Origin of the sequence: Methylacidiphilum sp. Yel (assembly GCF_004421185.1) — a bacterium.
Lineage (GTDB): Bacteria > Verrucomicrobiota > Verrucomicrobiia > Methylacidiphilales > Methylacidiphilaceae > Methylacidiphilum.
The window spans coordinates 26,421-52,479 of sequence record NZ_LXQB01000021.1 but is presented as its reverse complement, the minus strand read 5'-3'; the positions used below and the strand labels follow the sequence as shown (position 1 = coordinate 52,479).

The following is a 26,059-nucleotide window of genomic DNA, read 5'->3' as shown; positions in this document are numbered from 1 at the left end:
CTATGGCATTGACTTTCTTTTTGTTCTTTTTTATTCTCCTGTTCACTATGGTGCCTTTATCTCAAGTTTGGACTGTCGCCAGTTACGTTATTGGGAAAAAACTCAAAGGGGTAAAAAGATATCCCCTTGTGTTAATGTTAGAACCACTTTTCCGGTGTAATCTGGCTTGTGCAGGATGCGGGAAAATTCAATATCCGGATCATATTCTTAATCGAAGGCTCACACCGGAGCAGTGCTGGGCTGCGGCTGAAGAATGTGGCGCTCCTATTGTCAGTATAGCTGGAGGAGAGCCACTGGTCCATAAGGAAATCGATCGGATCGTCGAAGGGTTAATTAGAATGAAAAGATATATTTATCTTTGTTCCAATGCCCTTCTGTTGAAGAAAAGGCTGGATTTATTCAAGCCAAGCAAGTATTTGACTTTTAGCATTCATTTGGATGGGCTCAAAGAAGAGCATGACGAATCGGTTTGTCGGGAAGGAGTCTATGAAACAGCAGTCGAAGGAATAAAAGAAGCGGTGAAAAGGGGCTTTCGGGTTACGATCAATTCCACCCTTTTTGATGGGGCCAATCCAGAAAGAGTCAGAGCTTTTTTCGATGAAGCCATGCGTTTGGGAATAGAAGGAATAATGGTTTCGCCAGGGTACAGCTATCAAAAGGCGCCGGATCAGGAGCATTTTCTACAAAGGAATAAAACTAAAGAGCTTTTTAAACAAATTTTAAAAGACAGAAAAAAAAGTTGGAAATTCAATCTTTCGCCTCTTTTTCTGGAATTTCTTCAAGGAAATATCGAGTATGATTGCACGCCATGGGGAAATCCCACCTATAATGTTTTTGGTTGGCAGAAGCCATGCTATCTGCTCCAAGATGGATATGCCAAAAGCTTTAAGGAACTTATGGAGTCCACTCCTTGGGAAAAATATGGTTTTAGGAGTGGCAATCCAAAGTGCGCTAACTGTATGGTTCATTCAGGCTATGAGGCAACGGCAGTGAACGATACTTTTGGATCTTGGAGAGGCTTTGCTAAGACAGTTAAAGCTACACTATCTTTGTAAAGCAGTAGAGCAGAGTATGGGGAAAGAAAAAAAGGTGTTAAGCGGAGAAAAATACGTGTTTTCAAACGATAGTCAAAAGATCGAAATTCTTGAAGCAGCCTTTGATTATCGGGGAGATGTGACTCTTGAACTTGTTCAGGGGCAGACCATCGAAGGCTATCTTTTTAATAGGCAATTGACAAAAGCTCCTTTTTTTGTCGAAATGCTTCTTCCTGGTGAAGAGTCGGCGCGTCGTATTCCTATCGAAGAGATCTGTGCCGTGACGTTCAGTGGAAAAGATCCAGCAGATGGGAAATCCTATGAAGCATGGAAGGCTAAAAAAGAAAAAGAAAGACGTGAAGAAGCCAAAAAAATCGAGTCAGAAATGAAGCAGGCAGGCCTGCTGGACTAATTGACTGCTATCTTAGGCTATCTTTGCCTGCGGAGATGGTCCTGGGATTAATTCTGGCAATATTATCTAGAGGGGTTGTTTGAGGAAAACTGCCCACATTCTTCCTGTATTCCCTTTTTCAGCTCTGTAAGAAAAATATCGATCGAGATTACAGGCTGTACAGCTGCCCGCATCGAAAATCTGCTCCACTCCTTCAGAGTGAAGTTGATGGATTATATCGGAGAGAAAATCAATCTCATAATGAGGAAAGCGAATGCAGGGACTTATCTGGACAATTAGCTCGCTTGGCTTCGAACCGAAAACGTGGGTCATTTGCCGGAGGGCTTTTCTAACGATCTCTAAGTGCGTGCCTTTTTTGCCGGCATGCACAAGCCCTATTGCTGTAGAATGCGGATCGTAGATATACAGAGCCGCACAATCAGCCACACGGATGCATAGAAGAAGATTGGATAGGTCAGTTAGTAATCCATCGGCTTGTGGAAAGAACAGTTGGTTTTTGTTTTTTACAACAGCAATACCATCTCCATGTGGCTGCCCAGCTGTGGCTATGGGAATGGATTCGTCAAGGCCAAGAGCCTTCAGAGAAGGTCTTAAAAGATGCTCTTCTTTTGCTGCTTGGTTTGGCTTTCTTGGATAACGAAGAGAAAAGCCGTGTTTCAGCGGCAAAACAGTCAAGGCTGGGAAAAACTCCCATTGTAATGTAGGCATTGAGGCTATCCTGCTAGTTTTTCGGGCTGCAGGGATTTGAACCCTGGACCTCTTGGTCCCGAACCAAGCGCGCTACCAGTCTGCGCTACAGCCCGGAGCAATTTAATATGGCAGTTTATAATTAATTGGGAAAGTTTTTTTCTCATAGAACAGTGTTCAACAAAAATAATGAGCAGTGGCTTCTCAAAGAAAAGAGAACCAGTCAAATAGTTGTTGAAAAATGAACTCTTTTTATACATCATGCCTAAAAGAATTGGTAATAATGCTTATACAAAAAAAATATAATTAATTATTTTAATGGCAGGGTAGCTCAGTGGTAGAGCGGGGGTTTCATAAGCCCTAGGTCGAGAGTTCGATCCTCTCCCCTGCTAATTCTTCTAAATTGCCTCAATTATTGGATAAGATACAGAAAAAATGTAGAACCAATTTTCATTTTTCCTTTTTTATTTAAAAAGGATTGGCAATAAAGAGATAGAAGCTTATCTAATTTGATCAATTATTGTTATCAATGGGTAATATATTTAACCGGCAGTCTAACGATTTGCCTCCTAAAATACTTTTAGGGATTGTAGTGCTGGGTTTTTTATTTGTGATGGGCATCAGCTATTATTTTACGCCTAAATACTCGAGGGTTGGCTACATGCCAACACAGCCCATACCATTCGATCATTCTCTCCATGCCGATCAGCTTGGTTTAGATTGCCGTTTTTGTCACAGTTATGTTGAAAAAAGTGGCTTTTCTAATATTCCGACTACACAAACTTGTATGAACTGTCATAGGCAAATTAAAATGGACAGCCCTAAATTGGCACCACTCCGAGAAAGTTGGGAAACAGGAAAGCCTATAAAGTGGGTAAGGATACACCAACTGCCCGATTATGTTTATTTTGATCACTCCGCTCATGTCAACCGAGGAATAAGTTGTGTGAGCTGTCATGGTAAGGTCAATCAGATGCAGAAGGTCTATCACGACCAGCCTTTAAGCATGAGTTGGTGTTTGGATTGCCATAGAAATCCTGAATACTTTGTGAGGCCACCGGATAAAGTATTTGATTTGGATTGGAAGCCAGAGAATGAAGGAGAAACCCAGCGGCTCCTTGGCAAAAAACTAGTAAAAGAAATGGGAATACATCCACCAGAAAATTGTGATGCCTGTCATAGGTAATTACATGGATTATAGTATTACGGTCTTCAGATAAAAACAGCTCTTAAAAGGAAAAGAGGATTAGAGGTTTTATAATTATGGATGCGATGAAAGAAGAAGGGAAGATGAACCGCAGGACTTTTTTGAAGACTATCTCGGCGGCGGCTATGGCGACTGGATCAATAGCAGCGACAGGATGCCGACGTCCAGAGGCTTTTCTTGTGCCCTATACCAATAGTCCTGAATGGATTATACCAGGAAAAGCCTTGTTTTATGCTACTTCCAGACCGACTCGAAACGGTGCCGAGCCAATCCTTGTAGAATCTCACGAGGGAAGGCCTACCCATATCCATCCTAACCCTTACTTTTCTGAGTACGGAGTCTCTACGCAAACGCAAGCTTCGATCCTAGATCTCTATGATCCGGATAGGGATGGGCGCATTACCCGAAACGGAGAGGTGGTATCCAAAAAAGAGTTTATCGATTTTTTTAAATCTCAACTGCAACAGTGGAATGATAGAAAAGGGGCAGGGGTAGCTATACTTTCTTTTCCTGTAATTTCTCCTACGTTTGATCGGCTAAAAACCGAATTTTTGGAAAAATGTCCTCATGCGACTTTCGCCTTTTATGATCCAGTGGGTAATGAGAACAGAAAAGAGGCTATAAAGCGATTTTATGGAGTTTCCTATAGCCCTGTTTTCCAGTGGGAGAAGGCCGATGTCATTCTTTCTGTAGGATGCGATTTCTGTTCAGCTGAAGAGGGGGTAGAGGCCATCCGTGGATTTGTGAAATCAAGAAAACTAAAAGATAGCTCCAGTTCGATGAATAGACTTTATGTCGTCGAAAATAGGATGACGGTGACTGGGGCAATGGCCGATCATCGGCTGGCTCTAAAAGTCTCCGATTTTGAGCTTTTTTTGTTAACCTTGTGTTACTTCTTGACCCAAGAAAAAGGCTTTGAAAATTTAAAGCCCGCCATTACTTCCTTTAGCATTCCCGCAGATTGGAGTGCGGAGCTGATAAATTGGATAAAAGTATTGGCTAAGGATTTGGCCGATGCAAACGCACCCCTGGTAGTGATAAGCCGGATGGCCCCAGTATCGCAACAACTATTAGTTTTTGCCATCAACGAAGCCTTTGGAGAAAGAAAGGCAGTGAGATTGATCCCCCAGCTAGAATCAGAAGGCGCTAGCTTCCTAGAACTCTGTGAAATGATTAAAAAAGAAGAAATCAAAGAGCTTCTTATCATTGGGGCTAACCCAGTTTATAATGCTCCAGGGGATAGCCATTGGCCTGAACTACAGCGCAGCCTTCCTTCTGTTGTTCATTTTGGGCTATTAAACGATGAGACAGCTGCCTATGCTACTTGGCATATTCCTCTAAGTCATTACCTAGAATGCTGGGGAGATTCGAAAACCTCCAGCGGGCTCTACGTTACTCAACAACCTCTGATCGAACCACTTTTTGGATCTATCGGTTTATTGGAACTTTTTGCTTTTATGAACGGGAGGTGGGAGGCTTTGGAAGAGGCTGAACCAACTCCTCCCTCCCTGTTGGCTCAACCGCCAGTGGCAGGAGCTCCTCCCTTTATTCCTCTGCCTCTTGGATTGCGTCTAGTCCGAGATACTTTTTTTAAACTTTTCCCTGCCGCAGACGCTGATAAGGATCTTATTTGGAGAAAACTATTGCACGATGGATTTTACAAAGAGTCCTTACCTCAATCTGTAAATGCTGTTCCAAAGTGGGAAGAATGGAGCAAGAGTGTCGAAAATCTTAAAGTTCAAAGAGTCAATAAAGAGCAGTTGGAACTTGTTTTCTATCCTTGCCCTAAAGTGGACGAAGGCAGTTTAGCCAATAATGGATGGCTGCAAGAATTACCTGAGACCGTGACCAAGCTCTGCTGGGATAACGCTTTGCTAATGAGTCCTAATACGGCTAAGCGTTATGGCATTTTTGCCCGAAAAGCGGATTCAAGAAAGGCGGAAATCGTGCGCATTGTTTCTGGGGAAAAATGGATTGAGGTGGCTACCTTAGTCGTTCCTGGTCATGCTGACAATTCCTTATCTTTAGCCCTAGGGTATGGTCGGAAGAAAGAATTAAGAGTGGCCGCAGGGGTGGGCTTTAATGCTTATCCACTTACCAAAACCGAACAGTTTTGGTGGATTGGTGACTGTACGATCCAAAAAACAAATCGGTTTTATGACTTGGCGAAATCTCAAGAACATCAATTGATGCATGGAAGACCGCTAGTCAAGATAGCTTCGCTTGAGTATTTCCGAAAGCATCCCGATTTTATTTCAGAGCAGGGGACGGAAGAGATCCCAGAAGTCTCCATTTATGAAAATCCTTATTCTGGCCAGAAAGAAAAAGGTCCTGCTTATAGGGGAGGGGTTTGGGGAGGGCCCTATCAATGGGGTATGGTTATTGACTTGGGAAGCTGCGTGGGATGCAACGCCTGCGTTGTGGCCTGTCAGAGTGAAAACAATATTCCGATTGTAGGCAAGGGGCAGGTTATGCGCGGTCGGATTATGCAGTGGATGAGGATAGATAATTATTATCAGGGGAGCGATGAAAATCTGCAGATGTTTTTCGAACCCATGCTTTGCCAGCAATGTGAAAATGCTCCCTGCGAGTCGGTCTGCCCAGTCTATGCAACAGTCCATAGTAAAGATGGGTTGAATGTGATGGTTTATAACCGTTGTATTGGCACAAGAGCCTGTGCAGCTAACTGTCCTTATAAGGTCAGACGATTTAATTTTTTTGATTACAATAAAAGAGATGTGCTGAAGAAAAAGAAGATTGGGCCCTTTGAAATAGAAAATTTGTATTTGGGTCCTTTCGGTGATCTAGGTTCTCCTTTGACTATTCAGCTTCAGAGAAATCCTAATGTTACCGTTAGGATGCGGGGAGTCATGGAGAAGTGCACTTTTTGTGTTCAACGGATTGAAGAAGCAAAAATAACGGTTCTGGCAAAGTCCAAAGGTACAGAGCCTAAAACTATCCCTACTGATTCTGTGAAAACGGCTTGTCAGCAGGCTTGCCCAGCTGGAGCTATCATATTTGGGAATCTGATGGATCAACAGAGCACGGTCACTAAATGGAAAAAGAATGAGCGAGCTTATCGGATTTTGCAAGAGCTGAATACAAGACCTAGGATCACTTATTTGGCAAGGATCAATAATCCAAATCCTTCGATTGCGCCTCACACCCAATCCGAAGGTAAAAAAGAGAACTAGAGAGCTATGATAGGCAAATTTGGGCTAGAGAAGAACCTTTCTGAAGAAAAAAAAGCGTTGTTGCTCAAGCAATTAGAGAGGCCTCCTCTTGTGCTGAACAAGAGGAACTACGGCTGGTTAACCGAAGCGATCTGCTCTATTGTCGAAAAGCCAGCGAAATTAGAATGGTGGATTGCTTTTCTACTTTCTTTTCTTCTCTCGCTGCTGCTGCCACTAACAATTGTTTATTTTATCAGTACAGGGCTTGGAGTATGGGGACTGAATAGTCCTGTATTCTGGGGGCTAGCGATTCTTAATTTTGTTTTTTGGATAGAGATTGGCCATGCGGGCACTCTGATTTCAGCCATCCTTCTTCTTACTAGACAAAAGTGGAGAAACTCGGTGAACAGAGCGGCTGAGGCTATGACGATTTTTTCTGTTCTCTGTGCAGCAGTCTTCCCTCTGTTTCATATTGGGAGGCAGTGGATGTTTTGGTATTTGGTTCCTGTTCCAGAGTCGTATGCAGTATGGCAAAATTTCAGGGCGGCCTTACTCTGGGATGAATTTGCTGTGGGCACCTATTTTACGGTTTCCTGTTTGTTCTGGTATTTCGGATTGATCCCGGATATTGCTGTTTTAAGAGATAGAGCTGAGAAAGGCTGGAAAAAACGGCTTTATCATATTCTTTGTTGGGGATGGAGCGGTTCGGCTACTGAATGGCATCACTATGAACTTGGTTATCTTTGTTTAGGCGGCATTGCCACGATTTTAGTCGTTTCGGTCGCTTCCGTTGTCTCTACTGATTTTGCGACAACGGTGTTACCAGGATGGCATGAAACGATTTTCCCTCCTGATTTTATTACCGGTGCGATTTTCAGTGGTTTTGCAATGATTGCCACTTTATTGATTCCTTTGCGAACACTCTACCCGCAGCTCAAAGATGTGATCACTCCAAAGCATATAGATAATATGGCTAGAATCATGCTTGCCACGGGTTCCATGGTAGGCTATTCCTATATCATTGAGCTGTTTGTAGCCTGGTATAGTGCCAATGTTTACGAAAAGTATCTCTTTTTGAATCGTATTTTTGGTCCCTATGCCATTGCCTATTTTTTAATGTTCGGTTTTAATGTCTTCTTGCCTCAACTCTTTTGGTGGAGAAAAATAAGGTCTAGTCCGTGGGCGGTCTTTTGCATTTCGATTCTAATCAACGTGGGTATGTGGTCTGAGCGCTTTGTCATCGTGGTTACTGCCCTCTCGAGAGATTTTCTGCCTGGATCCTGGAGAATGTATTATCCGACTTGGGTGGATATTGGATTGTTCGTAGGAACTGTGGGATTTTTCTTTATGCTATTCCTTCTTTTTACGCGGTTTTTCCCAGTGATATCGATCTCGGAAGTAAAAACTTTAGTCTATGAAATGGAACGGAAAGAATATGATTTGAAGAAAGGAACCCTTTATGGAGCCTGAGAGAACTGAGGATATTTATGGATTAGGAGCTGAATTTGATTCCATCCATAAACTAATGGCAGCGGCCATGGAGCTTTCTAAATTGGGTTATACGCAATGGGAAGTTTATTCTCCATTCCCGATTCATGGAATAGCCCATGTCAGGAGACTTGGTAAATCGAAAGTCTCTCTTTTTAGTTTGGTGGGAGGCTTGATTGGCTTGACTATTGCCCTAGTGATGGTAACGGCTATTTCTGCTCCTCGACCCTCATTCTTTAAGGAGGTGTTGAGTAGTCATCTCCAAGGCCTTTTTTATCCTTTGGTAGTCCAAGGTAAACCGTATCTGGGATTTCAAGCTTTTGTTCCCGTTCTGATTGAAATGACAATTCTTTTTGCTTCTTTCAGCACGGTTATCGGTGTGCTCTTTTTTAACCGTATGCCTTCTCCTTATAAATCGGTCTGGAATTGGGAACGGTTGTCGCAAAAAGCGATGGATGATCGCTTTTTTTTGGTAGTGGAAAATGCTGATCCACATTTTTCAGAAGATAAAACAAAACTTATTTTAAAACAATTAGGAGCCCAAGCTGTTGTGAGCATTCGGAGATAAACCAATGCGGTATTTCTTTTATATTTGTTTTCTTTTAGTGATTACAGTGATAGCCACAGCGGGACTACGAGGATGGAAAAGTCCAAAGCCTCCATTGGAGATTTTTCCTGACATGGTCAGGCAGTTGAAAGTCAAAGAACAGGCCTATAGCATCTTTTTTCCAGATGGTATGGCAGCCCGAATGCCAGTCAGTGGAACAGTATGTTGGGAGGAGCCGGTGGATAACCCTTATCTTTCTACAGGCATTATTGGAGAACAGTGGGGAGAAGGATTCCCCATTGCTTTATCGATCGATACGCTTAAAAAAGGAAAAGAGAACTTTGAAATTTACTGCTCGGCTTGCCATGGATTGGCTGGCTATGGTAACGGAATAGCAACGCGGTTTAATCTTTTTGGAGTTCCGAACTATCATCAGGATCATACAAGGGAGCTACCAGATGGCCAGATCTTTTATATTCTTTCACATGGTCAGGGAATGATGCTAGGCTATGGGGCCAATCTGTCTGTGGAAGAAAGATGGGCTATTGTTGCCTACATTAGGGCTTTGCAAAAAAGCCAAAACGTTCCTTTTGAAGCATTGCCTGAGGAAAAAAAACAAATTCTCAAGGAGATCCAGCAATGAATGATGCCAGCTACTTTATTCATCAACGGACTATGCTCCCTAAAGAAAAACTCAAAGGTGTTATTCGACTCTTAGGAATAGCTGGCAGCATTGTGCTGTTGATTTCGTTATTGGGGCTGTTGGTCAACAAATCTGAATTTTTCCATGCCTGGCTTTTTTCTTTTTTGTTTTATTTTGGTCTATGTACCGGCTCTCTGTTTTGGGTTATCCTCCATTATGTCACGAATGCTGGCTGGGACACTCTTTTACGAAGACAGGTGGAAAATGTAGCTGCACTATTCCCATTAGTTGTTCTGTTCGCTCTACCGATCTTCTTCGACATTTTTTCCACCCATTATCTTTACGAATGGACAAGACCAGAAATCCAAAAACTCAAAGAGTATTTGGAAAAAGCTTCCTATCTTAATGTCCCATTTTTTAGCCTCCGAGCGGTGCTTTATTTTTGTTTTTTTAGTATCGTGAGCTGGTATTTTCGCAAGCAGTCCTGTATCCAAGACGGCGATGGCAACCCATTGCATTCACTCAAACTTAAACGCATCGCTTATCCCCTTGCTATCCTCTTTGGCTTTCTGTTCACTTTTTTTGCTATCGATTGGGCAATGTCTCTTGAGTTTAGGTGGAGTTCCACCGTTTGGGCCTTTTATCTTTTTACAGGCGCAGCGGGAGCCAGTTTAAGTCTTTGGATTCTTATTCTTCTTGGTCTTCGAAAGTTTGGTTATCTCCTCCAAATGAACGCTGAGCATTATCATCTTCTTGGTAAATTGCTCTTTGCTTTTACAGCCCTGTGGGCCTATCTGGCATTCAGTCAGTACATGTTGATTTGGTATGGGAATATTCCTGAGGAGACAGATTTTTTTATAAAAAGAAACTATGATGGATGGTTTTACGTTTCTTTGTTGTTAGTGGTTGGTCGATTCGCGTTGCCTTTCCTATTTCTTCTTCCTCAAGCTACAAAGAAAAACGAACGATTTTTAGCAATGGTTGCTAGTTGGGTGTTGTTTATGCAGGCTGTGGAATTGTATTGGATTGTTATGCCCATGGAGTTTGAGAGAAATCTGGAAGTTGGCTGGATAGAAATATCGATCGTGGTGGGGATGGGATTGGTGTTTTTATCTGGTTATCTGAGAAATGCTAGCAGAGTTTGTTTATATCCAATCCATGATCCAAGGCTGCAGGAATCGATAGAAGTATATAACTGAAAGAAGGAAGGAGACAAATGATGAATACCCAGCAGATGGATCAAAACCAAAAGCTAAAAAAGCCTCTCATTTTCGAGGATCTGCTCGTGCTCGTTGGAATCAGCATGCTTTTCCTTTTAGGGCTTTTATTCTCCTTCCTCTATGCTTCTTCCATGCAGAATAAGCAAGCTTTGGCAGAAAAAAAGAGAGCCGAAGAAATAAGAAAAATGCGGCTTGCCGATCAGCTAGAGGCAAAGAAAAGGCTTTCATCTTATGGATGGATTGACAAAGAAAAGCGGATTGTTCATATCCCAATCGAGGAAGCAATGGAAAATGTAGTGAAAGAGGAGGCATCGAAAAAACCAAAGGCTTCAGGAGTGTATTTACCTGGTATACAAAGGCCTGAAAAATAGGAGAAAGCAACCGATGAGCAATCCAATGGTAGAATCTCAGGAGTGGATTGGGAGTGGAGTTTCTAGACCAGTCTCTCTTGACAGATCCTTTTTCATTCCTGTGATATTTATGCTTGTTGCTGCCTTTTTTTGGCTTTTGGTATCTATGGGATTTGCTCTTTTGGGTGCTGGTAAAATAGTGATTCCAAGCCTGCTTGGATCGTGGGGATGGTTGACCTTTGGTAGGATCGGATTGGCTTCTTTTCTTGTATTTTCTTACGGATGGGGAATGAACGGTGGGCTAGCCTATGCACTCTATCTTATAGGAAAGAATGCTCAGGAACCATTTAGGGGCAGCGGCTATTTTCTTTGCTCCGCTCTTTTTTGGAATCTATCCATTTTTATTGGGATGATGGCCGTTCTCATTGGGGAGATTCCTTCTCTATCATGGGCGGGCTGGCCTGATTTTGTCTTATTTCTGCTTCTTTTGAACTATTCCTTGATGAATTATTGGATTGTAAAGAAGTTGCTTGTTAGTGGAAGTTTTTTGAGAAGCCTTTCCCATAGCTATCTTCTAATAGCTTTACTATGGTTCCCATGGGCGATTGGCAGTCTTTTTATCTTTTTCCACTGGTTAGTTATTCGAGGTGTTTCTTTTGCAAGCATGGAATGGTGGTTTAATGAAGGGTTTTTGCATCTTTGGTTGGCTCCTGTTGGTTTGTCTATGCTCTATGATTATGTGGAAGGGAGGAACGGTCAACGATCTTCGAGTTTTCTTGGCTGGTTGGGCTTAATCCTATTTTTTCTATGTTCTAATTTTGCCAGTGCTTCTCACCTGATTGGGGCTCCTTTCCCCCTTTGGATCGTAGGTCTAGGTATTGCAGCTCGAATCTTGCTCATCTTAGGAGCCGTTGCCATTGGAATCGATCTATTGCAAAGGCTTAAAAAAAGAATACAGGCCAATAAGCAGAACATTTTCTCAAGATATTTTTTGATTGCCTTCTACTGTTTTTTGATTGCGATTGTCGGGGATGGATGCATTGCTATGCCATTCGTTAGCCGGCTCGTTCATTTTAGTTTTGTAGAAATTGCCTTTCTTGTCCTTTTTATCTATGGCTTTTATTCTTTTGTTCTCATGGGGATGGCCCATTATCTCTATTCAAATTTTTTTAGAAAACCGTGGCTATCGGAGACCTTTTTAAAGATCACATTTTGGACAAATATGTATGGGATAAGCTTTCTTTTTGTATTTTTGTTTCTAGGAGGGATCGTCCAGAGCGTGGAATTAGAAAATGCTGAACTTCCTTTCTCTCAAGTAGTAGAATCTGTGTTGCCTTATCTAAGAGGAGCTGGCATGTCTGCTACTCTGATACTCTTCTCCCAGCTTACCTATTGTTTTCTTTTGCTACTCATGTTCCTAATGCCAGTAGAGAAGGAGGGAATCGAAAAGAATGAAAAAAATTTATCGCGATCTATCTAACTCATAATCGATTGGAAAGGTAGTCAATGATAGCACGAATTGTTTGGGTTTTAGGCATCTTTCTCTGTTTTCTATTTGGATGGTTTGTCTATGTCATTATCCCTTCGCAGGTTTTAGATCCTTCGCCTGAAGGAGAGGAAACCCCCCCGCCTAATTTTGGGCTTGTTGAAGTTGGACAACAAGTATATGGAGCTAATGGCTGTTCAGGATGTCATACGCAACTAGTCAGGCCAGCCAATATGGGTTCGGACATTGCCAGAGGATGGGGAAACCGAAGAACTTTGCCAGTGGATTATTATCATGAGACCAATCCGTTTCTAGGGATTGTGAGAATAGGACCTGATCTTTCTAATATTGGGAAGAGGAAAAAAGATTCAAGCTGGTTTTATATTCTTTTATATGAACCCAATCAAATATTTCCTGGAACGATTATGCCCCCTTACAAATATCTTTTTCGGAAAGTCAGAGCGGAAGGAAAAAGGAATCCCCAAGCTCTACCCCCAGAACTGGATAGAACCCTTCCTAATGGGATGCAAATCATGCCCTCACCGGAAGCTGTAGCTCTGGTAGCATATCTGCTTTCTCTTGATAGATCTTATCCTACCCAACCCAAAAAGCAATGAGAGAAAACGAAAAGAATCCCCAACCGACAGGCATCCCGCAACCCCCTCTAGGGGAAGAATCGAATAGAAAAATTCCTAGTTGGTTTTGGCTCCTATCCTTTATTATTTTGTCGGTGGTAGTGTATATCTTGGTATTTGAAACAGGGGGATGGCGATCGTCGGTCTTCGACGCCACTAGCCTCTTTTGGGGGTATATGCCAAAAGAGAAACCAAAAGAGAAGGTTTTGCAAAAACCACAAGCTGTTGCTGCTGATCCTATGGCCATTGGGCAGGAGCAATACCAAGCCATGTGTGCAGCTTGCCATCAGCCCAGTGGTATGGGTATGGCTGGGCAATATCCTCCACTGGCAAATTCAGAGTATGTCATTGGGAGCAAGGCAAGATTGGCGGCCATATTGTTAAACGGTCTTTCTGGAGAACTTAAGATCAATGGACAAAATTACAATGGGGTAATGCCAGGCTGGAAAACTGCCTTAAACGACGAAAAGCTTGCTGCCATTATGACCTTTATTCGCAATTCTTGGGGTAATCATGGCGATAAGGTCGAGGCCAGTGAAGTCAAACAGTTTAGAGAAAAATATGGGAAAAAAGAGGGAGCGTGGAAGACAACAGAGTTATCCACCCTTGGAGAATAGAAAGCAGAAAAAATCGCATTGAATTTTAAATCAAATCAATTTTATTAATAAGAAAAAGCATGTTTTTGTGGATTGCTTAAAAAGAGAAAATGAATAGTATATACATGTTATAACATATAATGGGAGAACGCGTATGGATTCTGAAATGTCTATGACTTCTCAGGCAGCACATGGTCATCATGAAGGCCATGAAGAAATCTCTTGGATAAGAAAGTACGTTTTTTCTACCGATCATAAAATGATCGGTTACCAATACATGGTGACCTCGCTGTTTGTGGCCCTTTTTGCCTTTTTCTTGATGGTGTTGATGCGCTGGCAACTTTCTTTTCCTGGAAAACCGATTCCTATTTTTGGGCCTATTCTTGAAAAGTTGTTAGGCTCATCAATGGCTCCAGGTGGAGTGATGACCCCGCAGTTGTATAATTCATTTGGGGCGATGCACGGCACCATGATGATATTTATGGCGTTGGTGCCTGCGCTTTTTGCTGGGTTTGGCAATTTTGTGGTTCCCTTACAGATTGGAGCACCTGATATGGCCTTCCCTCGGCTGAATATGGCCAGTTTCTGGTTGTTTTTTGTGGGAGTGCTCATTATGATGGTCAGTTTTTTTGTGCCTGGAGGAGCAGCGAAATCGGGATGGACTTCGTATACGCCACTGGCTGATTTTGCTGATATGGGGCCGGGTTTTCATCCCATTTTTAATGGCCAAACCCTTTGGCTTATCGGTATGGCCTTTAATATCACAGGAAGTTTGCTGGGCTCAGTGAACATCATTACCACCATCATTCAGTTAAGAACAAAAGGGCTTAGCTGGATGCGCCTGCCTGTTTTTGTGTGGAGTGAATTAGTCACAGCCTTTTTGTTGCTCCTTGCTTTCCCACCATTAGAATCAGCAGCGATCATGCAGCTGATGGACAGGCTTTTTGGAACAAGCTTCTTTTCTCCTGAAGGCTTAATTATTAATGGCAAGCATGCGGATATTAGTGGGGGAGGTTCCTCGATTCTGTGGCAGCATCTTTTCTGGTTTTTGGGCCATCCTGAAGTCTATGTTCAGATTCTTCCTACCATGGGAATTGTGGGGGAGATCTTTGCGAATAATACTAGAAAACCGCTTTGGAGTTATAAGGTATTCGTTTATTCGCTTTTGGCCATTGGCTTTTTATCGATGATTGTTTGGGCCCATCACATGTATATGACAGGCATGGGACAGGCAGTAACATCGTTCTTCCAGATCTTTACAACAATCATCTCTATTCCTTCCGTTCTTTTGGGAACGGTCTTGCTTCTTTCACTCTGGGGAGCTTCTATCCGCTTTAATGTCCCAATGCTTTTTGCCCTTGCCTGGCTACCAATGTTTGGCATAGGAGGATTAACGGGTTTGCCCCTGGGATGGACAGCTTCCGATGTGGTACTCCATGACACCTATTATGTAATCGGACATTTCCATTACATGATGGCTCCTGCTTCCCTGCTTGCTCTCTTTGCAGGAATTTACTACTGGTTCCCAAAGGCTACGGGCAGATACATGAATGAATTTCTTGGTAAAATTCATTTTTGGCCCACTTTTATATTTTTCAATGGCATCTTTTTCCCCATGCTCGTGCAAGGGTTTGCGGGCGTTCATAGAAGATGGTACGATGGAGGTGCGGGCTGGCAGATGGCTCAGAATGTCTTGTGGTTGAATCAGGTAATGAGTTTTTCTGCCTGGGCTTTAGCGATTGCTCAAATTCCCTTTATTATTAACTTCTTCTGGAGTTTATTTGCAGGTAAAAAGGTAACTGATGATAATCCCTGGCAAGCAACAACCCTTGAATGGGCAACTCCCACCCCTCCAGGACATGGAAATTTTCTGCATCCTGTAGCGGTTTATAGGGATCCTTACGAGTATAGTGTCCCGGGATACAAACAGGATTATTTACCGCAATGGGAATCGGATGAAAGACTAAATAAAGAAGGAAAATTGTCCCAGGTTTCTTTTTGATAGTAAAAAACATATAGAAGAAAGAAAAGAAAGAGGAGAGGTTTTTAAAATGGAGATCCCCTATACAGTGACTGCCAGACCGGATACCGGTCTTTATAATGCAAAGGTCGGGATTTGGTTGTTTTTAGCTTCTGAGGTCATGCTTTTTGGAGGCCTTTTTTCAGCCTATATTTTTCTAAGGCTAGGTGCTACCCATTGGCCGCATCATATCCTTAATGTGCCCATGGGGCTCTTTAATACCATGGTGCTTATTAGTTCGAGTATCACGATGGTTATGGCGTGGAGTTCCTTAAAGATGCGGCAATTTTCTAATTATAGAAAATGGCTTGGGATCACTCTTTTTTGTGGGGTGTTGTTTCTCAGCGTTAAATCTGTGGAATATAAAGATAAGTTCCATCATTACGGGATAATCTTGAATAGTGGACAGGAAATTACAGGCCATTTGGCGATGACAGAAGAGGAAGCCATCCATTCTGATGTCCTAAAAATTAAGCCTGATCCTGAAAATGCCGGAGATTTTCTTTTTCAATTAAAATCCATTTTTTCTAAGCCTGAGGGAGAAGAGAAAGTCCTAGAAATCCCTAAAAAGGAAATTCGCTGGTGGTCTAATTTCGTTCCAAAGTATAATACCTACCTGGCCACCTATTTTACGATGACTGGGATTCATGCGCTTCATATTTTAGGCGGATTATTAGTCTTGGGTTATTTTTGGGGACCAGGAGCGGCCTTATATAGAACCAATCCAGAACATTTAGCCAATAGGGTCGAAGTAGCAGGGCTTTTTTGGCATTTTGTCGATCTAGTTTGGATCTTTCTTTTCCCAACACTCTACCTGTTTTAATGAGGATTACTACTTTATATAAAGGAGAAGGCTACAATGAGTGAAGAAATTCAGACGGAAAAAAAGCGGATTAAGTCTTATTTCATCGTTTTTGGATTTTTGGTAATACTTGCTTTGGTCAATGTCGCCGTTTCATATCTTCATTTAGGGGGAATGAATATTGCTGCAGGATTAGTCATTGCTGGTGTACAGGCATTGTTGGCTTTAGGGATCCTGATGCATATTTTTTGGGAGAAAAAGACTATCCATCATCTTATTGGTCTTGCGATCCTTTTTGTTTTGGCTTTATTTTTATTATTAGTAGCTTCTTATTTTGATTCTATAGGAAAATAAATAAAGGAAAAAAATATGTCCCTTCGACAATTCCACTTGGTGTTTATAACGCTAGCCACACTTTTGTTTCTTACTTTTGGAGTCTGGTCAATCTACAGCTATATACAAAGTCATGAGCTTTTGTATGTATGGCTAGGAGTAGGGTCTTTTTTGTTTGGCATTTTGGCTGTTATCTATGGGATATGGTTCCTATTAAAGATGAAGAAAATGAAAATTTATTAAACCTGATGAAAATACACTACCAGAATAGGAAAAATAAGAAAAACTATCTCCTAGCCTTTACTGCTGTTGTTCTATTTTTGCTTTATTTTCAATCACTATGTAATGATCAAAAGATCTTTTCAATGACAGGGGTAACGAGGGGTTTTGAAAAAGAGGATTGGGCAGGATTCTTTCTGGTAACTATTGTGTTTGTTGTATGGGCAGCTCTTGGGTTTTTTATTTATTATCTTTTTAGAAAATCAAAAGCTCCACCTCCCGATTATGCTGAATTCTTGGATCTACAAGAAGACAATGAAGAAGAAAGACTGTGGAAAAATTAAAAATTCTAAAAAAGTCATTTTTGGGCCTAACAGATAAAATAAGCAAACTTAACTAGGAGTTGTTGAATGAAAAGCGGGATCTTTGGATATGTAGGGTTGCTATTAGTTCTTACTATAGACAAAGCTTTTTCTTGTGGCATTTGCTCGGTTCCTAACTCTCCGGCGACGAAGGGGATGTTACCAGCAGTTCTATTTCTCCTAGGGTTGTTGGGGTTAGTTTTTGGACTTTTCATTTCGTTTTTTATAAAAATGAATAGAAAAGAAGCGGCTTTGGAACGAGAAAGACAAGTTGAAGATGCCACCAAACCTCAAGAAACAAGCCCTCAGTTTAGTGTTGAACGCGGAGTATAGAAAGGAATTATGATCGCACTTTTGTTGGAACTTACAGGTATTTCCCCAAATGCTGCTGAACATGGACACCAAGTAGATCAATTCATGGAGTTGATCTTATGGTTTATGCTTATTCTTTTTGTTATTTGGTCTTCGTTTTTTGTTTATTCTTTGGTGAAGTTTAGCAGCAAAAGGCATCCTAAAGCTAGCTATGAAGGGTTGAAAGCTGATTGGCCAAAGCATTTGGAATGGGGAGTTATTTTTGTTGAGATGGTTTTACTCTTCGGCTTTTCCATTCCACTATGGGGCAAACGGGTTTTGAATCCCCCATCGGTTTCTGAGGCGATTGTAGTGGAGGCTATTGCTCAACAATTTGGATGGCTTTTCCATTATCCTGGAGCTGATGGTAAGCTGGGGAGGCGGGATAATTTTCTCATTGATCCTATGAATCCCATAGGTCTCGATAAAACTGATCCGGCATCTAAAGATGATATTGTTACGATGAACGAGATGCATGTACCTGTGGGAAAACCTTTACTGGTTCAGATTGGTTCCAAGGATGTAGTCCATAATTTCTATATTATTCAAATGCGGATACAAAGGGATGCAATTCCAGGATTGACTATACCACTGTGGTTTACTCCTATCAAAACGGGAAGATTTGAGATTGCCTGTGGTCAACTTTGTGGAGTCGGCCATTTTGCTATGAAAGGCTATCTTGTGGTTGAGTCTCAGGAGGAGTACAATAATTGGCTCAAACAGATGGCTGAAATGAATGCTGAATCTAGCAATCATGCTCGGCCTTCTGTGGCGGCTACTAACTGATCAATTCGAATTCAATGTTGGCCTACGGTCCCTCTCCTATAGTTAATTCTAAAACTGGCTCTAAACTAATTTCTAGAGAAGATGGATTATGATCCTTTCGATTTGACACAACATCCCCCTCGAAGTCCTAGAGTGCAATTAGGCGGGTTCGTACTGCTCCCTAGAGTGATTGACAAAGGGAGAGCATTGCTCAAAGGAAAGATCGGGGAGTATAAGTTCAATTGTCCCATGGATCAAAAGCTCTTTTCTTTCCTTCAGATTAATGAAAAACAGTTTTTGGAGATTCTTTCTAAAACTTCATCAGATAAAGAAGTTTTGAAAGAAATTTTAAAAATATCACCTCTTTCCTTAGCTTCTTGGCAAATTGAAAACTGGTCTAGTTTTCTGCAGCGAAGCGGCCCTTCTGATCTTGAATCAAAAAAGTTTTTTGTCACCTCTCTTGAGCAAATTGCTCCTGATCGAGAGGATATAGGAAGTTGGTTTGATCTTTTGGATTTAGACGATTATGTAAGCTTTGGAGGAAGGCCTTAATCCTGAACAAGAAAGGCATGCCACCGGTTTCACTGAGAATACTCAAAACTAAAATCGATAATATCTTTATAAAGACTTTTCTAAGGCAAGCTTAGAAGAGTTTCTATCCATTGGCTTGCTCCTTTGCGGCCATTAAAGAATTTTTTATAACTTTGACTAAGGGTTTTAGTGCATCATGATCGAATTTGAAACTTGTATTGGTCAGGTAAAAACGTAACGATTTATTAGGATCTTCTTGATTTGTAGAAGCAATAAAACATTGCACATAAGCCTTATCCCTTCGTTCTATTGGCCAATCTTTAATAGTATTAGTACAATTGGCGAATTTTTCTATACACTCAGCAATTTGTTGATTTTCTTTCATTACACTATAACAAAGAGTTTCCAGTGCGCCTGGTTCATTGCAGTCTGGCAGAAGGTGAATTTTTACAGCCGGATATCCTTTATTAGAAGCAACCTTACAGCAACTCTTCGGAAAATTTGAAACTTTTGTTATTTTTTTCAGTTGGTTTACGATTTCTTTAAAAGTTCTATTCGGCTCATTTCCCGCATCGGCAATAAACAATATAAGATGGGACTTTTTATGATCTTTAAAATTCGCTATAGCCGCTTTAAATTTTTCAGGAAATTTATCTCTACCATCTGCACTCCATACCACATATTCATTAAACTGGTTTTTCTCTCCTAACTTTTTCAGAAATACTTCGTCTGCTTCTCCTTCGCAAATAATAAGAAGGTCTTCTTTTTCTATGGGAGGGATATTATTTTGATTATTCATTTCACTAGTAAACAGATGGGAATCATCGTATTTCTAGCCGGGATTTGATGGCTGATTCAGCAAATTCTCCAGGAATTACGGATGCCGAAAACTCATTAGTTTTAGGATCCTTTTTTGCATGGATAATTGTAAATTCAACGGGTTTCTTCATGATATCGACAAAACTTTCAAGGCATTCATAGCTATGAGTTGTTGCAAAAACCTGTATTTGGGTTTTTGTGGTAACATCGTCTAACAATCGCCAGAAACTCTGCATTCTACTCCAGTGAATACCATTTTCTATCTCATCAACCAGAATGATCCCTTGTTGTTTGAGCCTAGGGTCTGCAGCCGCGAGCAAAATAGTAAATGATTTATGAGTACCAGAAGAATAGAGGGTAGAGGGAATTATTATGTCTGGATCTTTTATTTTAAAAAAAACAGCTCCATTCGGAAAGTCTGCGGGTACCAATATAAGAATATCTTCGATTTCAGGGTATACCTTTTTAAAAGCATCTAAGAGAACACTCTCTTCTTTTTTTTCAATAAGAGAGGACAAAATTCCTGCAGATTCAGATGGAATTTGAATACTGTTACTAAAAAAGAACTTATTGGGCAAAATTTCTTTGAAAGGGCCATGCTGCTGAACCAGATTGTTATCAGTAAATCCAATCAAGATCTTTTCAGGTTTCTTTTCAGGTTTATTATTTTCAGTAATTTTAAATTCTAAACAAGGTTCTTGAAAAGGAGGTATAGAGGAAGGAGTACTAAATTCAGATAAACGGCGAAGTATTATCATCTCTACCTTCCACTTTTCAGAGGAATCCGAATTTTTCTTATCAACTTCAAAAACAATTCTAGAGTATGGGTCATTAAAATAACGTTCTACCAAACTGAAAAAATTATCTTTTTGTAAAATAGGTAAAGGAGGAATGCGAGAGCCATTTAACATGCGTATTGCCTGTAGATGGGGATTACAAGCAATAAAAATAGCTTCAAGTATCGTCGATTTACCGGCAGCGTTATCTCCAGTGATAATATTTATTCTAGCGAGATCCTCTAGAGCGAGATCTTTAAAACAGCGATTATGATATTCAACGCCCATTTGGTATGGATACTCCGACTAAATCCTTTGGATGACCGGAAGAGAAAGCAGCACACCTTTCACAGCGGTTTTTCTCCTCTCCAACACGAACACTTTGGAGCTTACTCTTTCAAAGCACCTCTATAACCGGCTACACAAAGGTTAGTTTTGGCTCTACGAACTGCCATGCGGAGCCTTTCTCCTATTGCCTTCAAAGACTTGGAGTTTCACCTTATCGAAACGGCTTGCAGTTTGATACTCTATCCAGCTATGATCGATCTTCCAAAAAGGTAGACCAAGGGGCGCTTGATTGTTGGTAAGTCTATGAGCGATCTTTTACACGAGAACTTGTCCTTTTGCTTGATTCAAAGTGGTTTTGAGAAACCCTACAAAGTTGCCTGCACCATACTTTCCAGATCTTAACCAAACGAAGTCTTAGGCTTCAGGAGCTGCCAATGATCTTCCTTGACCACAAAAAATGTGAATCGGCGTATCGGTAGAAAGCAGCGGCTCTTCTCTCCTCTTCCCCAAATTTGCCTAGCTGACGAGCCGATACTTTCTTTTACCAATAATGAGCTCGTAGCCAGCCTATTCTTAGGAAAGAGGCCAAAGAACAGGCTAGCTACTAGGACTACTTACAAAAACACCCAATTCCAATCGGATGGGAGCAATAGCTTGCAGCATTAGGGGACAACGAAAATCTTGCCTGTGTAAGGACAACGGACTTCCGTTCCTGGAGGAAATCCCCTAACATCCACCAAACCCGCATCTGGAGCATAAGGGCTTTTTACGTATCCAGGCTTTCCAGGGACTGATATCCCTTTTGGATATTTACTTGTGGGTTGTTGTGCCTGCGAACCTCCAGAAGATCCCCATGGTTTATATTCTCCAGAAACAGGAGGATTGGATGTAGAAGGACTACCGGCTGTGCTTTCTCCTGTTGTTCCAGAAGAACTGCCACCAGGCTGGGGTTCGTTTGCTTTTTCAGGCAATTTCCCAGCTTTGGCGCCTTTAGATCCTTCTGATTCAATTTTTTTTGATTTATTAGAGCAAGCTAGAAAAACCAATGAACAAGAAATGAGTAATAGTAATACTTTTTTCACCTTGACAGGAAAGCTACGAAACTTTTCAAAAAAATTCAATCTAGGAATTTAGAAATTTTGTAATTATTTTCAATGTCATCTTTTCCTTAGGCTGCAGGTGGAAAGACTTAAGGATCTCAAAAGTGGATCCTTGGTAGTCTTTCGCGAATAATCCCCTTTCATAACTGACCGTATAGATAGGAAAGTGATAAATTTGTACGGGTTCTTCGGGGATAATCCATTGCCAAGCAAGATTTCGGGTCTTGTCATAAATGGTCCATTCGCTCACCTGCTCTTGTTCAAAAATCATGCCTGGGTTAAGTTTTTTATCCTTAATGAGGATATAACGGTCTAGGGAATCAACTGAAAGGATCGAATAATTGATTTCACAACAATAAAGAAGTTCTATTGGGACCGTATCGTTATTAGTGATGGTGTAATGCACATAAAGTTCTCCATGAGGAGAAAGAATGTATTCCTTTCTAATTGTAAAATGGAACTTTTTGTTTATAAAATATAGTCCTCCATTTCTTTCCAATACAACGGATAATCCCTTTGCATTCTGGACGAGCTCCACAATGGTGAAGGGCTGATTGACAAAATCCCCATATTCCAAAAAAGAACCGTTGATAAAATCATAGGCTGAAGTGGATAAAGGAACGAAATGATCTAGAAAGAGAGTCCTTTGATGCCAATCTTCGATATACATATCTGGAGGAACAGGTTCAGGGAAATAACAGGGATGTCGTTTTAAGGTATTGGCTAAGTTATAAGAGGTGGGTAGGAAATTAAACTCGGTGATGGAGCCACCATACAAAGGTTCAATACATAAAGAACAGTGGGAAGAGCGGAGGAAAATTTCTGGGAACTTATCTGCATCAAAATCATTTTGCTCAATAGGCGGTAAAAGATGCGCTGCTTTTTCTTTGATCATTTTCTCAGCCTTAAGAATATGATAAAAGGCTGAATCTCGAATATAATTACCAAAAAGACCGTCTTTAAAGGCATGCCAATACACTGTATGTCCTTGACTTGCCAACAGACAGTCAAAGATTTCTTCCTGGAATTCCTTGGGCAATAATCGGATTTTGGCGCTGACTTGAAGCATTCTTTTATGGATGTGATTAGCTTCGGGATACTTAGAGAGGAAGGTTAACCAGTGACCTCCACGAAAAAACTTGAGGAATCTATCAGCATCAAATCTGACCTTTAAGTCATTGAGTGCGGAAATGTAATCTAATGTGGCTTTATGCGGTAAGCAAAAAGGTTGTAGTTCTTTTCTCCCCCCTGAAGGCAGGGTGATTATTGGCCAGCATCCATCAATGAATTCCGATGGCAGTCTGGTTTGAATCCAAGATGAGTTATTCTCGAGATATTGCAACCAGTCTTCAAGTCGACCCCTATGATAAATTTGCTCTCTGGTATCAGGCCAAAAACCGTATAGCTCTCCATTTTGAGCAATGCAAAGAAGTTGCATGCCTTCCCTGTGGCTTATTTGTACGAATGAGGAATGGATATCTTTGATATCTTTAAAAGGAATTTCTTTTGAGAAGGATGAATGATAAGCAAACACATGAATGGCGTGCTGGTTGAATTGAGTAAGAAATGGCTGGCTGATTTCGGCGGGTGTTATACCAGCATTTTCAAAAAGACTGTCCTCTAGAATGGTATATTGATACCCAGATCGGCAGAGTAGCTCGACAAAATAAGGTTCCCATATTGATTCAGCTAGCCAAGCTCCCTTAGGAGACTGACCGAAGGTGTTTTTTAAAAACCGATTCAATTTTTCAAGCTGCAGCAAGCTATCCTCATTGGAAATATAACAAAAGATGGGTTCATAAAATCCTCCTCCAAGAAGTTCAATCCGCTTCTCAGTAATCAATTTTTGAATCAGTTCTATAACCTCTTTTTCATTTTCTTGGAGATAGACTAGATAGTTGCCGCTAAAATGGAGAGAAAGTCGGACTTGAGGATGATTCCTAATCGATTGAAGGAAAGGGAGGGTGGCCTTATGAGTAAATTTTTTCTTGGTTTCAGCAAAAACACCTGTGGGCTGATGAAAGTGGACAACCCAAAGAATATCGATCTTTTTTAGATGAACCATTGTTGTAACTCAAAATCCTCAGAAGGAAATACGAAATCAATAGTCCCTCTTTCAGGATATCGTTCCAGGCTTAGATGTTCATGATTAAGAATCCTTACAAAAAAACTAACTTGACTATTTTCTTTCCAACCTATGGAAGCTACAGGAACAGCAAGGACAAAGAAATCATCCCAAAAGACCTCTATTGTTCCTTCCACAGGCTGAAAAATACCTGCACTGTCCATGGCTTCAATTTTCTTATCCCATAGGTTACCATCTTTGGCGACGCATTCGATTCTATGTATGGCCGGAGAGATAAAGTCAACGACCACAATTTCTGGTTTTGCTGCTAAGTCTAACCGGAGGTAAAAATTGTTTTTATCAAAACCAAAGAACAGTTTTTTGCCAATCCGATTCGATTGGTACATAGCGGTTTGTTGAACCGAAATGTCAAGGAAGCCGGCACCAACCCAATCAAAATAATTTTCGAGTCTTCCTGTTAATTTTGGGCTGATGTACAATCTGGGAAAAATATAAGGGACAGGGAGGGAAGGAACATTGATAGGCAGGTCTAGATAAGGCGGTGGGGTGAAGCCTAAAAACCCATACACATTTTTAAGATGAGCGCGGAAGAGCTCATCAAAGAGCTGGTCGGAATCAGTGGAAAAATCTGGACCATACCACCAGAACCAGTCACTGCCTTCGGCAGCATAAAGACATTTCCAACTTTTAAGCTCAGAAGAATTCCCTTCTTTAGTTGAATTTTTAGTTAAAAATTCTCTGGTTTTCCCCAGCCATTCCCAAGCTTTATTCTCCTCGCTATCTCCAATCCATATATCGAAGTCAGCGTTGATCCATGAACCGGTATAAAGCTTGTAAACAGTAGTAGTTGGGGGATAGGTGTCAAAATACTCAGAAGCGAGAGTTGTTCTTAAATTACGATGTTCAACAAGTCCTCTATAGAAGGAACTAAGAAATGCCTCTCCCCCATCGTTAAAAGACTCCCAAGCATTTTCACCATCCAGAGCTATAAGAATTGCCCCTCTTTTAGGATCAATATGTTTGCAGGTATTCTCAAGGCTATGGAGAAGAAAATTGGCCGCTTGTAATGGATCGTTTTGGGAAGCTTTGAATCCAATAAAATCCGACAGGGGCCTTTCCCTGAAGAGAGCACAAAGAGCAGCCTCTGGTAACTCTACCCGCCAACCCTGGAAAAGAAGGAGATGATCTTCATGTTTCCCACGCCAGTGAGGATCAAGTTCAAGACTACGGAAGAGAATGGATTCATCTGTAAAAAAATAATCAAATCCCGCTTCTTTGAAAAGTGGCAGAAGTTCTGGACAGACTGAGCCTTCTGATGGCCAAACCCCACGGACAGCTCTACCAAAAACACTCTTTATTTTTTCCTGGCCTAGCTTCAGTTGGTTCAAGGCGTCTTCGGGGGCTTTGAATTGAGAGGGGAGGTTGACGTAGGGCATGCAGCGGCGAGCAAAGTTGGTGTCATAGATAAGAGGAAGAATAGGGTGATAGTAGGGAGAGGTGGTGATTTCGATCTGGCCTCTATCCAGAGCCATTTTATACTTTGGGATGATGGAGGAAAGGATGGTATGATGAATTTTCAAAAGCTCTTCTTTCTGCTCTTCGGTATAATTTCCTCCCTGCTTTCTTAATTCGTTTAGAAAAGGATACTGCTTTCGGGCAGCATAACCACACCAGACCAGATTATAAAATACTTGTATGTCTAAGTAATCCTGAGGATTAAAAAGCGAGGTTAATTCTTCTAATCTTGCGTAATTAACTACCTTGCCTCTTCTTTGCAAGAGTTCATAATACCGAGGTATTGGCCGAATCATGGTTTCATAATTGGCTTTGAAAAAATTTTCCAAAATCTTTTGTTTTTGGATCGGATTAAGTTCGGTGGCGGGGATTCTGGTTAAAATTTCAACGAAGTCTTTTGCTTCTTTTTCTACTAGTTTTTCAATCTGCTCAAGCAACACCGGCGTAAAATTAAATATCGTTTTGAGTCCTGGAAATCTTTCAACCATTTCCAACATGTCCAGATAGCTATGAACCGAATGGAGTCTGACCCATGGCATGAGCGCCACATTGGTAGCATGATCAATGTAGTCGGGTTGATGCATGTGCCAGAGAAGAAGAATGTTCATAACAAT

The 26,059-nt window shown here is 41.2% G+C and carries 25 protein-coding genes and 2 tRNA genes; 20 read left to right on the top strand and 7 right to left on the bottom strand.

Features of this window, described 5'->3' with window-relative positions:
* Positions 1 to 47: 47 nt before the first annotated feature.
* Both hpnH and A7Q09_RS03920 read left to right on the top strand, forming a co-directional pair.
* A complete protein-coding gene (hpnH, locus tag A7Q09_RS03925; RefSeq protein ID WP_134390012.1) occupies positions 48 to 1,055 on the top strand; it encodes an adenosyl-hopene transferase HpnH in 1,008 nt (335 codons plus the stop codon).
* 16 nt (positions 1,056 to 1,071) lie between these two features.
* Entirely contained in the window at positions 1,072 to 1,446 is a 375-nt protein-coding gene (locus tag A7Q09_RS03920; protein ID WP_134389995.1) for a hypothetical protein, read from the top strand.
* Between the two features lie 66 nt (positions 1,447 to 1,512).
* Here A7Q09_RS03920 and A7Q09_RS03915 read toward each other — a convergent pair whose 3' ends face one another.
* Both A7Q09_RS03915 and A7Q09_RS03910 read right to left on the bottom strand, forming a co-directional pair.
* Entirely contained in the window at positions 1,513 to 2,154 is a 642-nt protein-coding gene (locus A7Q09_RS03915) for a polyphenol oxidase family protein (RefSeq protein WP_134389994.1), read from the bottom strand.
* A gap of 21 nt (positions 2,155 to 2,175) precedes the next feature.
* Positions 2,176 to 2,249: transfer RNA gene (locus A7Q09_RS03910), tRNA-Pro, on the bottom strand.
* A gap of 204 nt (positions 2,250 to 2,453) precedes the next feature.
* On the opposite strand from A7Q09_RS03910, the gene A7Q09_RS03905 reads away from it, so the two are divergent.
* The 18 genes from A7Q09_RS03905 to A7Q09_RS03815 all read left to right on the top strand — a co-directional run bounded on the left by A7Q09_RS03905 (position 2,454) and on the right by A7Q09_RS03815 (position 18,882).
* Positions 2,454 to 2,525: transfer RNA gene (locus tag A7Q09_RS03905), tRNA-Met, on the top strand.
* A 137-nt stretch (positions 2,526 to 2,662) separates the two neighbouring features.
* Positions 2,663 to 3,319: a cytochrome c3 family protein gene (locus tag A7Q09_RS03900; RefSeq protein ID WP_134389993.1), complete on the top strand. Its 657-nt coding sequence runs from the start codon at positions 2,663 to 2,665 to the stop codon at positions 3,317 to 3,319.
* A gap of 77 nt (positions 3,320 to 3,396) precedes the next feature.
* Positions 3,397 to 6,534 carry a 4Fe-4S dicluster domain-containing protein gene (locus A7Q09_RS03895; protein WP_134389992.1) on the top strand — a complete coding sequence of 1,046 codons (3,138 nt, stop codon included), beginning with the start codon at positions 3,397 to 3,399 and terminating at the stop codon, positions 6,532 to 6,534.
* A 6-nt stretch (positions 6,535 to 6,540) separates the two neighbouring features.
* Positions 6,541 to 7,983, top strand: a complete 1,443-nt coding sequence (gene nrfD, locus A7Q09_RS03890; RefSeq protein WP_134389991.1) for an NrfD/PsrC family molybdoenzyme membrane anchor subunit — start codon at positions 6,541 to 6,543, stop codon at positions 7,981 to 7,983.
* Positions 7,973 to 8,569, top strand: coding sequence for a DUF3341 domain-containing protein (locus tag A7Q09_RS10650; RefSeq protein ID WP_134389990.1), 597 nt, complete (start codon positions 7,973 to 7,975; stop codon positions 8,567 to 8,569). The genes nrfD and A7Q09_RS10650 overlap by 11 nt, the downstream gene beginning before the upstream one ends.
* A gap of 4 nt (positions 8,570 to 8,573) precedes the next feature.
* Positions 8,574 to 9,191, top strand: a complete 618-nt coding sequence (locus A7Q09_RS03880; RefSeq protein ID WP_134389989.1) for a cytochrome c — start codon at positions 8,574 to 8,576, stop codon at positions 9,189 to 9,191.
* Positions 9,188 to 10,390, top strand: coding sequence for a hypothetical protein (locus tag A7Q09_RS03875; RefSeq protein ID WP_134389988.1), 1,203 nt, complete (start codon positions 9,188 to 9,190; stop codon positions 10,388 to 10,390). The genes A7Q09_RS03880 and A7Q09_RS03875 overlap by 4 nt, the downstream gene beginning before the upstream one ends.
* Positions 10,391 to 10,407: 17 nt before the next feature.
* Positions 10,408 to 10,782: a hypothetical protein gene (locus A7Q09_RS03870; protein ID WP_134389987.1), complete on the top strand. Its 375-nt coding sequence runs from the start codon at positions 10,408 to 10,410 to the stop codon at positions 10,780 to 10,782.
* A 13-nt stretch (positions 10,783 to 10,795) separates the two neighbouring features.
* A complete protein-coding gene (locus A7Q09_RS03865; RefSeq protein WP_134389986.1) occupies positions 10,796 to 12,241 on the top strand; it encodes a cbb3-type cytochrome c oxidase subunit I in 1,446 nt (481 codons plus the stop codon).
* Positions 12,242 to 12,267: 26 nt separating this feature from the next.
* Positions 12,268 to 12,864, top strand: coding sequence for a cbb3-type cytochrome c oxidase subunit II (locus A7Q09_RS03860; protein WP_134389985.1), 597 nt, complete (start codon positions 12,268 to 12,270; stop codon positions 12,862 to 12,864).
* Entirely contained in the window at positions 12,861 to 13,499 is a 639-nt protein-coding gene (locus A7Q09_RS03855) for a cytochrome c (protein ID WP_134389984.1), read from the top strand. Before A7Q09_RS03860 ends, A7Q09_RS03855 begins: the two co-directional genes overlap by 4 nt.
* 133 nt (positions 13,500 to 13,632) lie before the next feature.
* Positions 13,633 to 15,480, top strand: coding sequence for a cbb3-type cytochrome c oxidase subunit I (locus tag A7Q09_RS03850; protein ID WP_134389983.1), 1,848 nt, complete (start codon positions 13,633 to 13,635; stop codon positions 15,478 to 15,480).
* A 49-nt stretch (positions 15,481 to 15,529) separates the two neighbouring features.
* Positions 15,530 to 16,321, top strand: a complete 792-nt coding sequence (locus A7Q09_RS03845; RefSeq protein WP_009060364.1) for a cytochrome c oxidase subunit 3 — start codon at positions 15,530 to 15,532, stop codon at positions 16,319 to 16,321.
* A 36-nt stretch (positions 16,322 to 16,357) separates the two neighbouring features.
* Complete coding sequence (locus tag A7Q09_RS03840) at positions 16,358 to 16,654, top strand: cytochrome C oxidase subunit IV family protein (protein ID WP_134389982.1); 297 nt, start codon at positions 16,358 to 16,360, stop codon at positions 16,652 to 16,654.
* 128 nt (positions 16,655 to 16,782) lie between these two features.
* Positions 16,783 to 17,196: a hypothetical protein gene (locus tag A7Q09_RS03830; protein ID WP_166791916.1), complete on the top strand. Its 414-nt coding sequence runs from the start codon at positions 16,783 to 16,785 to the stop codon at positions 17,194 to 17,196.
* 66 nt (positions 17,197 to 17,262) lie between these two features.
* Complete coding sequence (locus A7Q09_RS03825) at positions 17,263 to 17,547, top strand: hypothetical protein (protein ID WP_134389979.1); 285 nt, start codon at positions 17,263 to 17,265, stop codon at positions 17,545 to 17,547.
* Positions 17,548 to 17,556: 9 nt separating this feature from the next.
* A complete protein-coding gene (locus tag A7Q09_RS03820) occupies positions 17,557 to 18,351 on the top strand; it encodes a cytochrome c oxidase subunit II (protein WP_134389978.1) in 795 nt (264 codons plus the stop codon).
* Positions 18,352 to 18,432: 81 nt separating this feature from the next.
* Entirely contained in the window at positions 18,433 to 18,882 is a 450-nt protein-coding gene (locus A7Q09_RS03815; protein ID WP_134389977.1) for a DUF5069 domain-containing protein, read from the top strand.
* Positions 18,883 to 18,985: 103 nt separating this feature from the next.
* Here A7Q09_RS03815 and A7Q09_RS03810 read toward each other — a convergent pair whose 3' ends face one another.
* From A7Q09_RS03810 to A7Q09_RS03790, 5 genes are all read right to left on the bottom strand, one after another.
* A complete protein-coding gene (locus tag A7Q09_RS03810) occupies positions 18,986 to 19,660 on the bottom strand; it encodes a DUF3226 domain-containing protein (protein ID WP_134389976.1) in 675 nt (224 codons plus the stop codon).
* 22 nt (positions 19,661 to 19,682) lie between these two features.
* Positions 19,683 to 20,744, bottom strand: coding sequence for an ATP/GTP-binding protein (locus A7Q09_RS03805; protein ID WP_134389975.1), 1,062 nt, complete (start codon positions 20,742 to 20,744; stop codon positions 19,683 to 19,685).
* 662 nt (positions 20,745 to 21,406) lie between these two features.
* Complete coding sequence (locus A7Q09_RS03800) at positions 21,407 to 21,826, bottom strand: hypothetical protein (protein ID WP_134389974.1); 420 nt, start codon at positions 21,824 to 21,826, stop codon at positions 21,407 to 21,409.
* A gap of 40 nt (positions 21,827 to 21,866) precedes the next feature.
* Positions 21,867 to 23,909: an alpha-amylase/4-alpha-glucanotransferase domain-containing protein gene (locus tag A7Q09_RS03795; RefSeq protein ID WP_134389973.1), complete on the bottom strand. Its 2,043-nt coding sequence runs from the start codon at positions 23,907 to 23,909 to the stop codon at positions 21,867 to 21,869.
* Positions 23,897 to 26,053 (bottom strand): glycoside hydrolase family 57 protein, encoded by a 2,157-nt coding sequence (locus A7Q09_RS03790; RefSeq protein ID WP_134389972.1) that lies wholly within the window; start codon positions 26,051 to 26,053, stop codon positions 23,897 to 23,899. The genes A7Q09_RS03795 and A7Q09_RS03790 overlap by 13 nt, the downstream gene beginning before the upstream one ends.
* Positions 26,054 to 26,059: the final 6 nt, after the last annotated feature.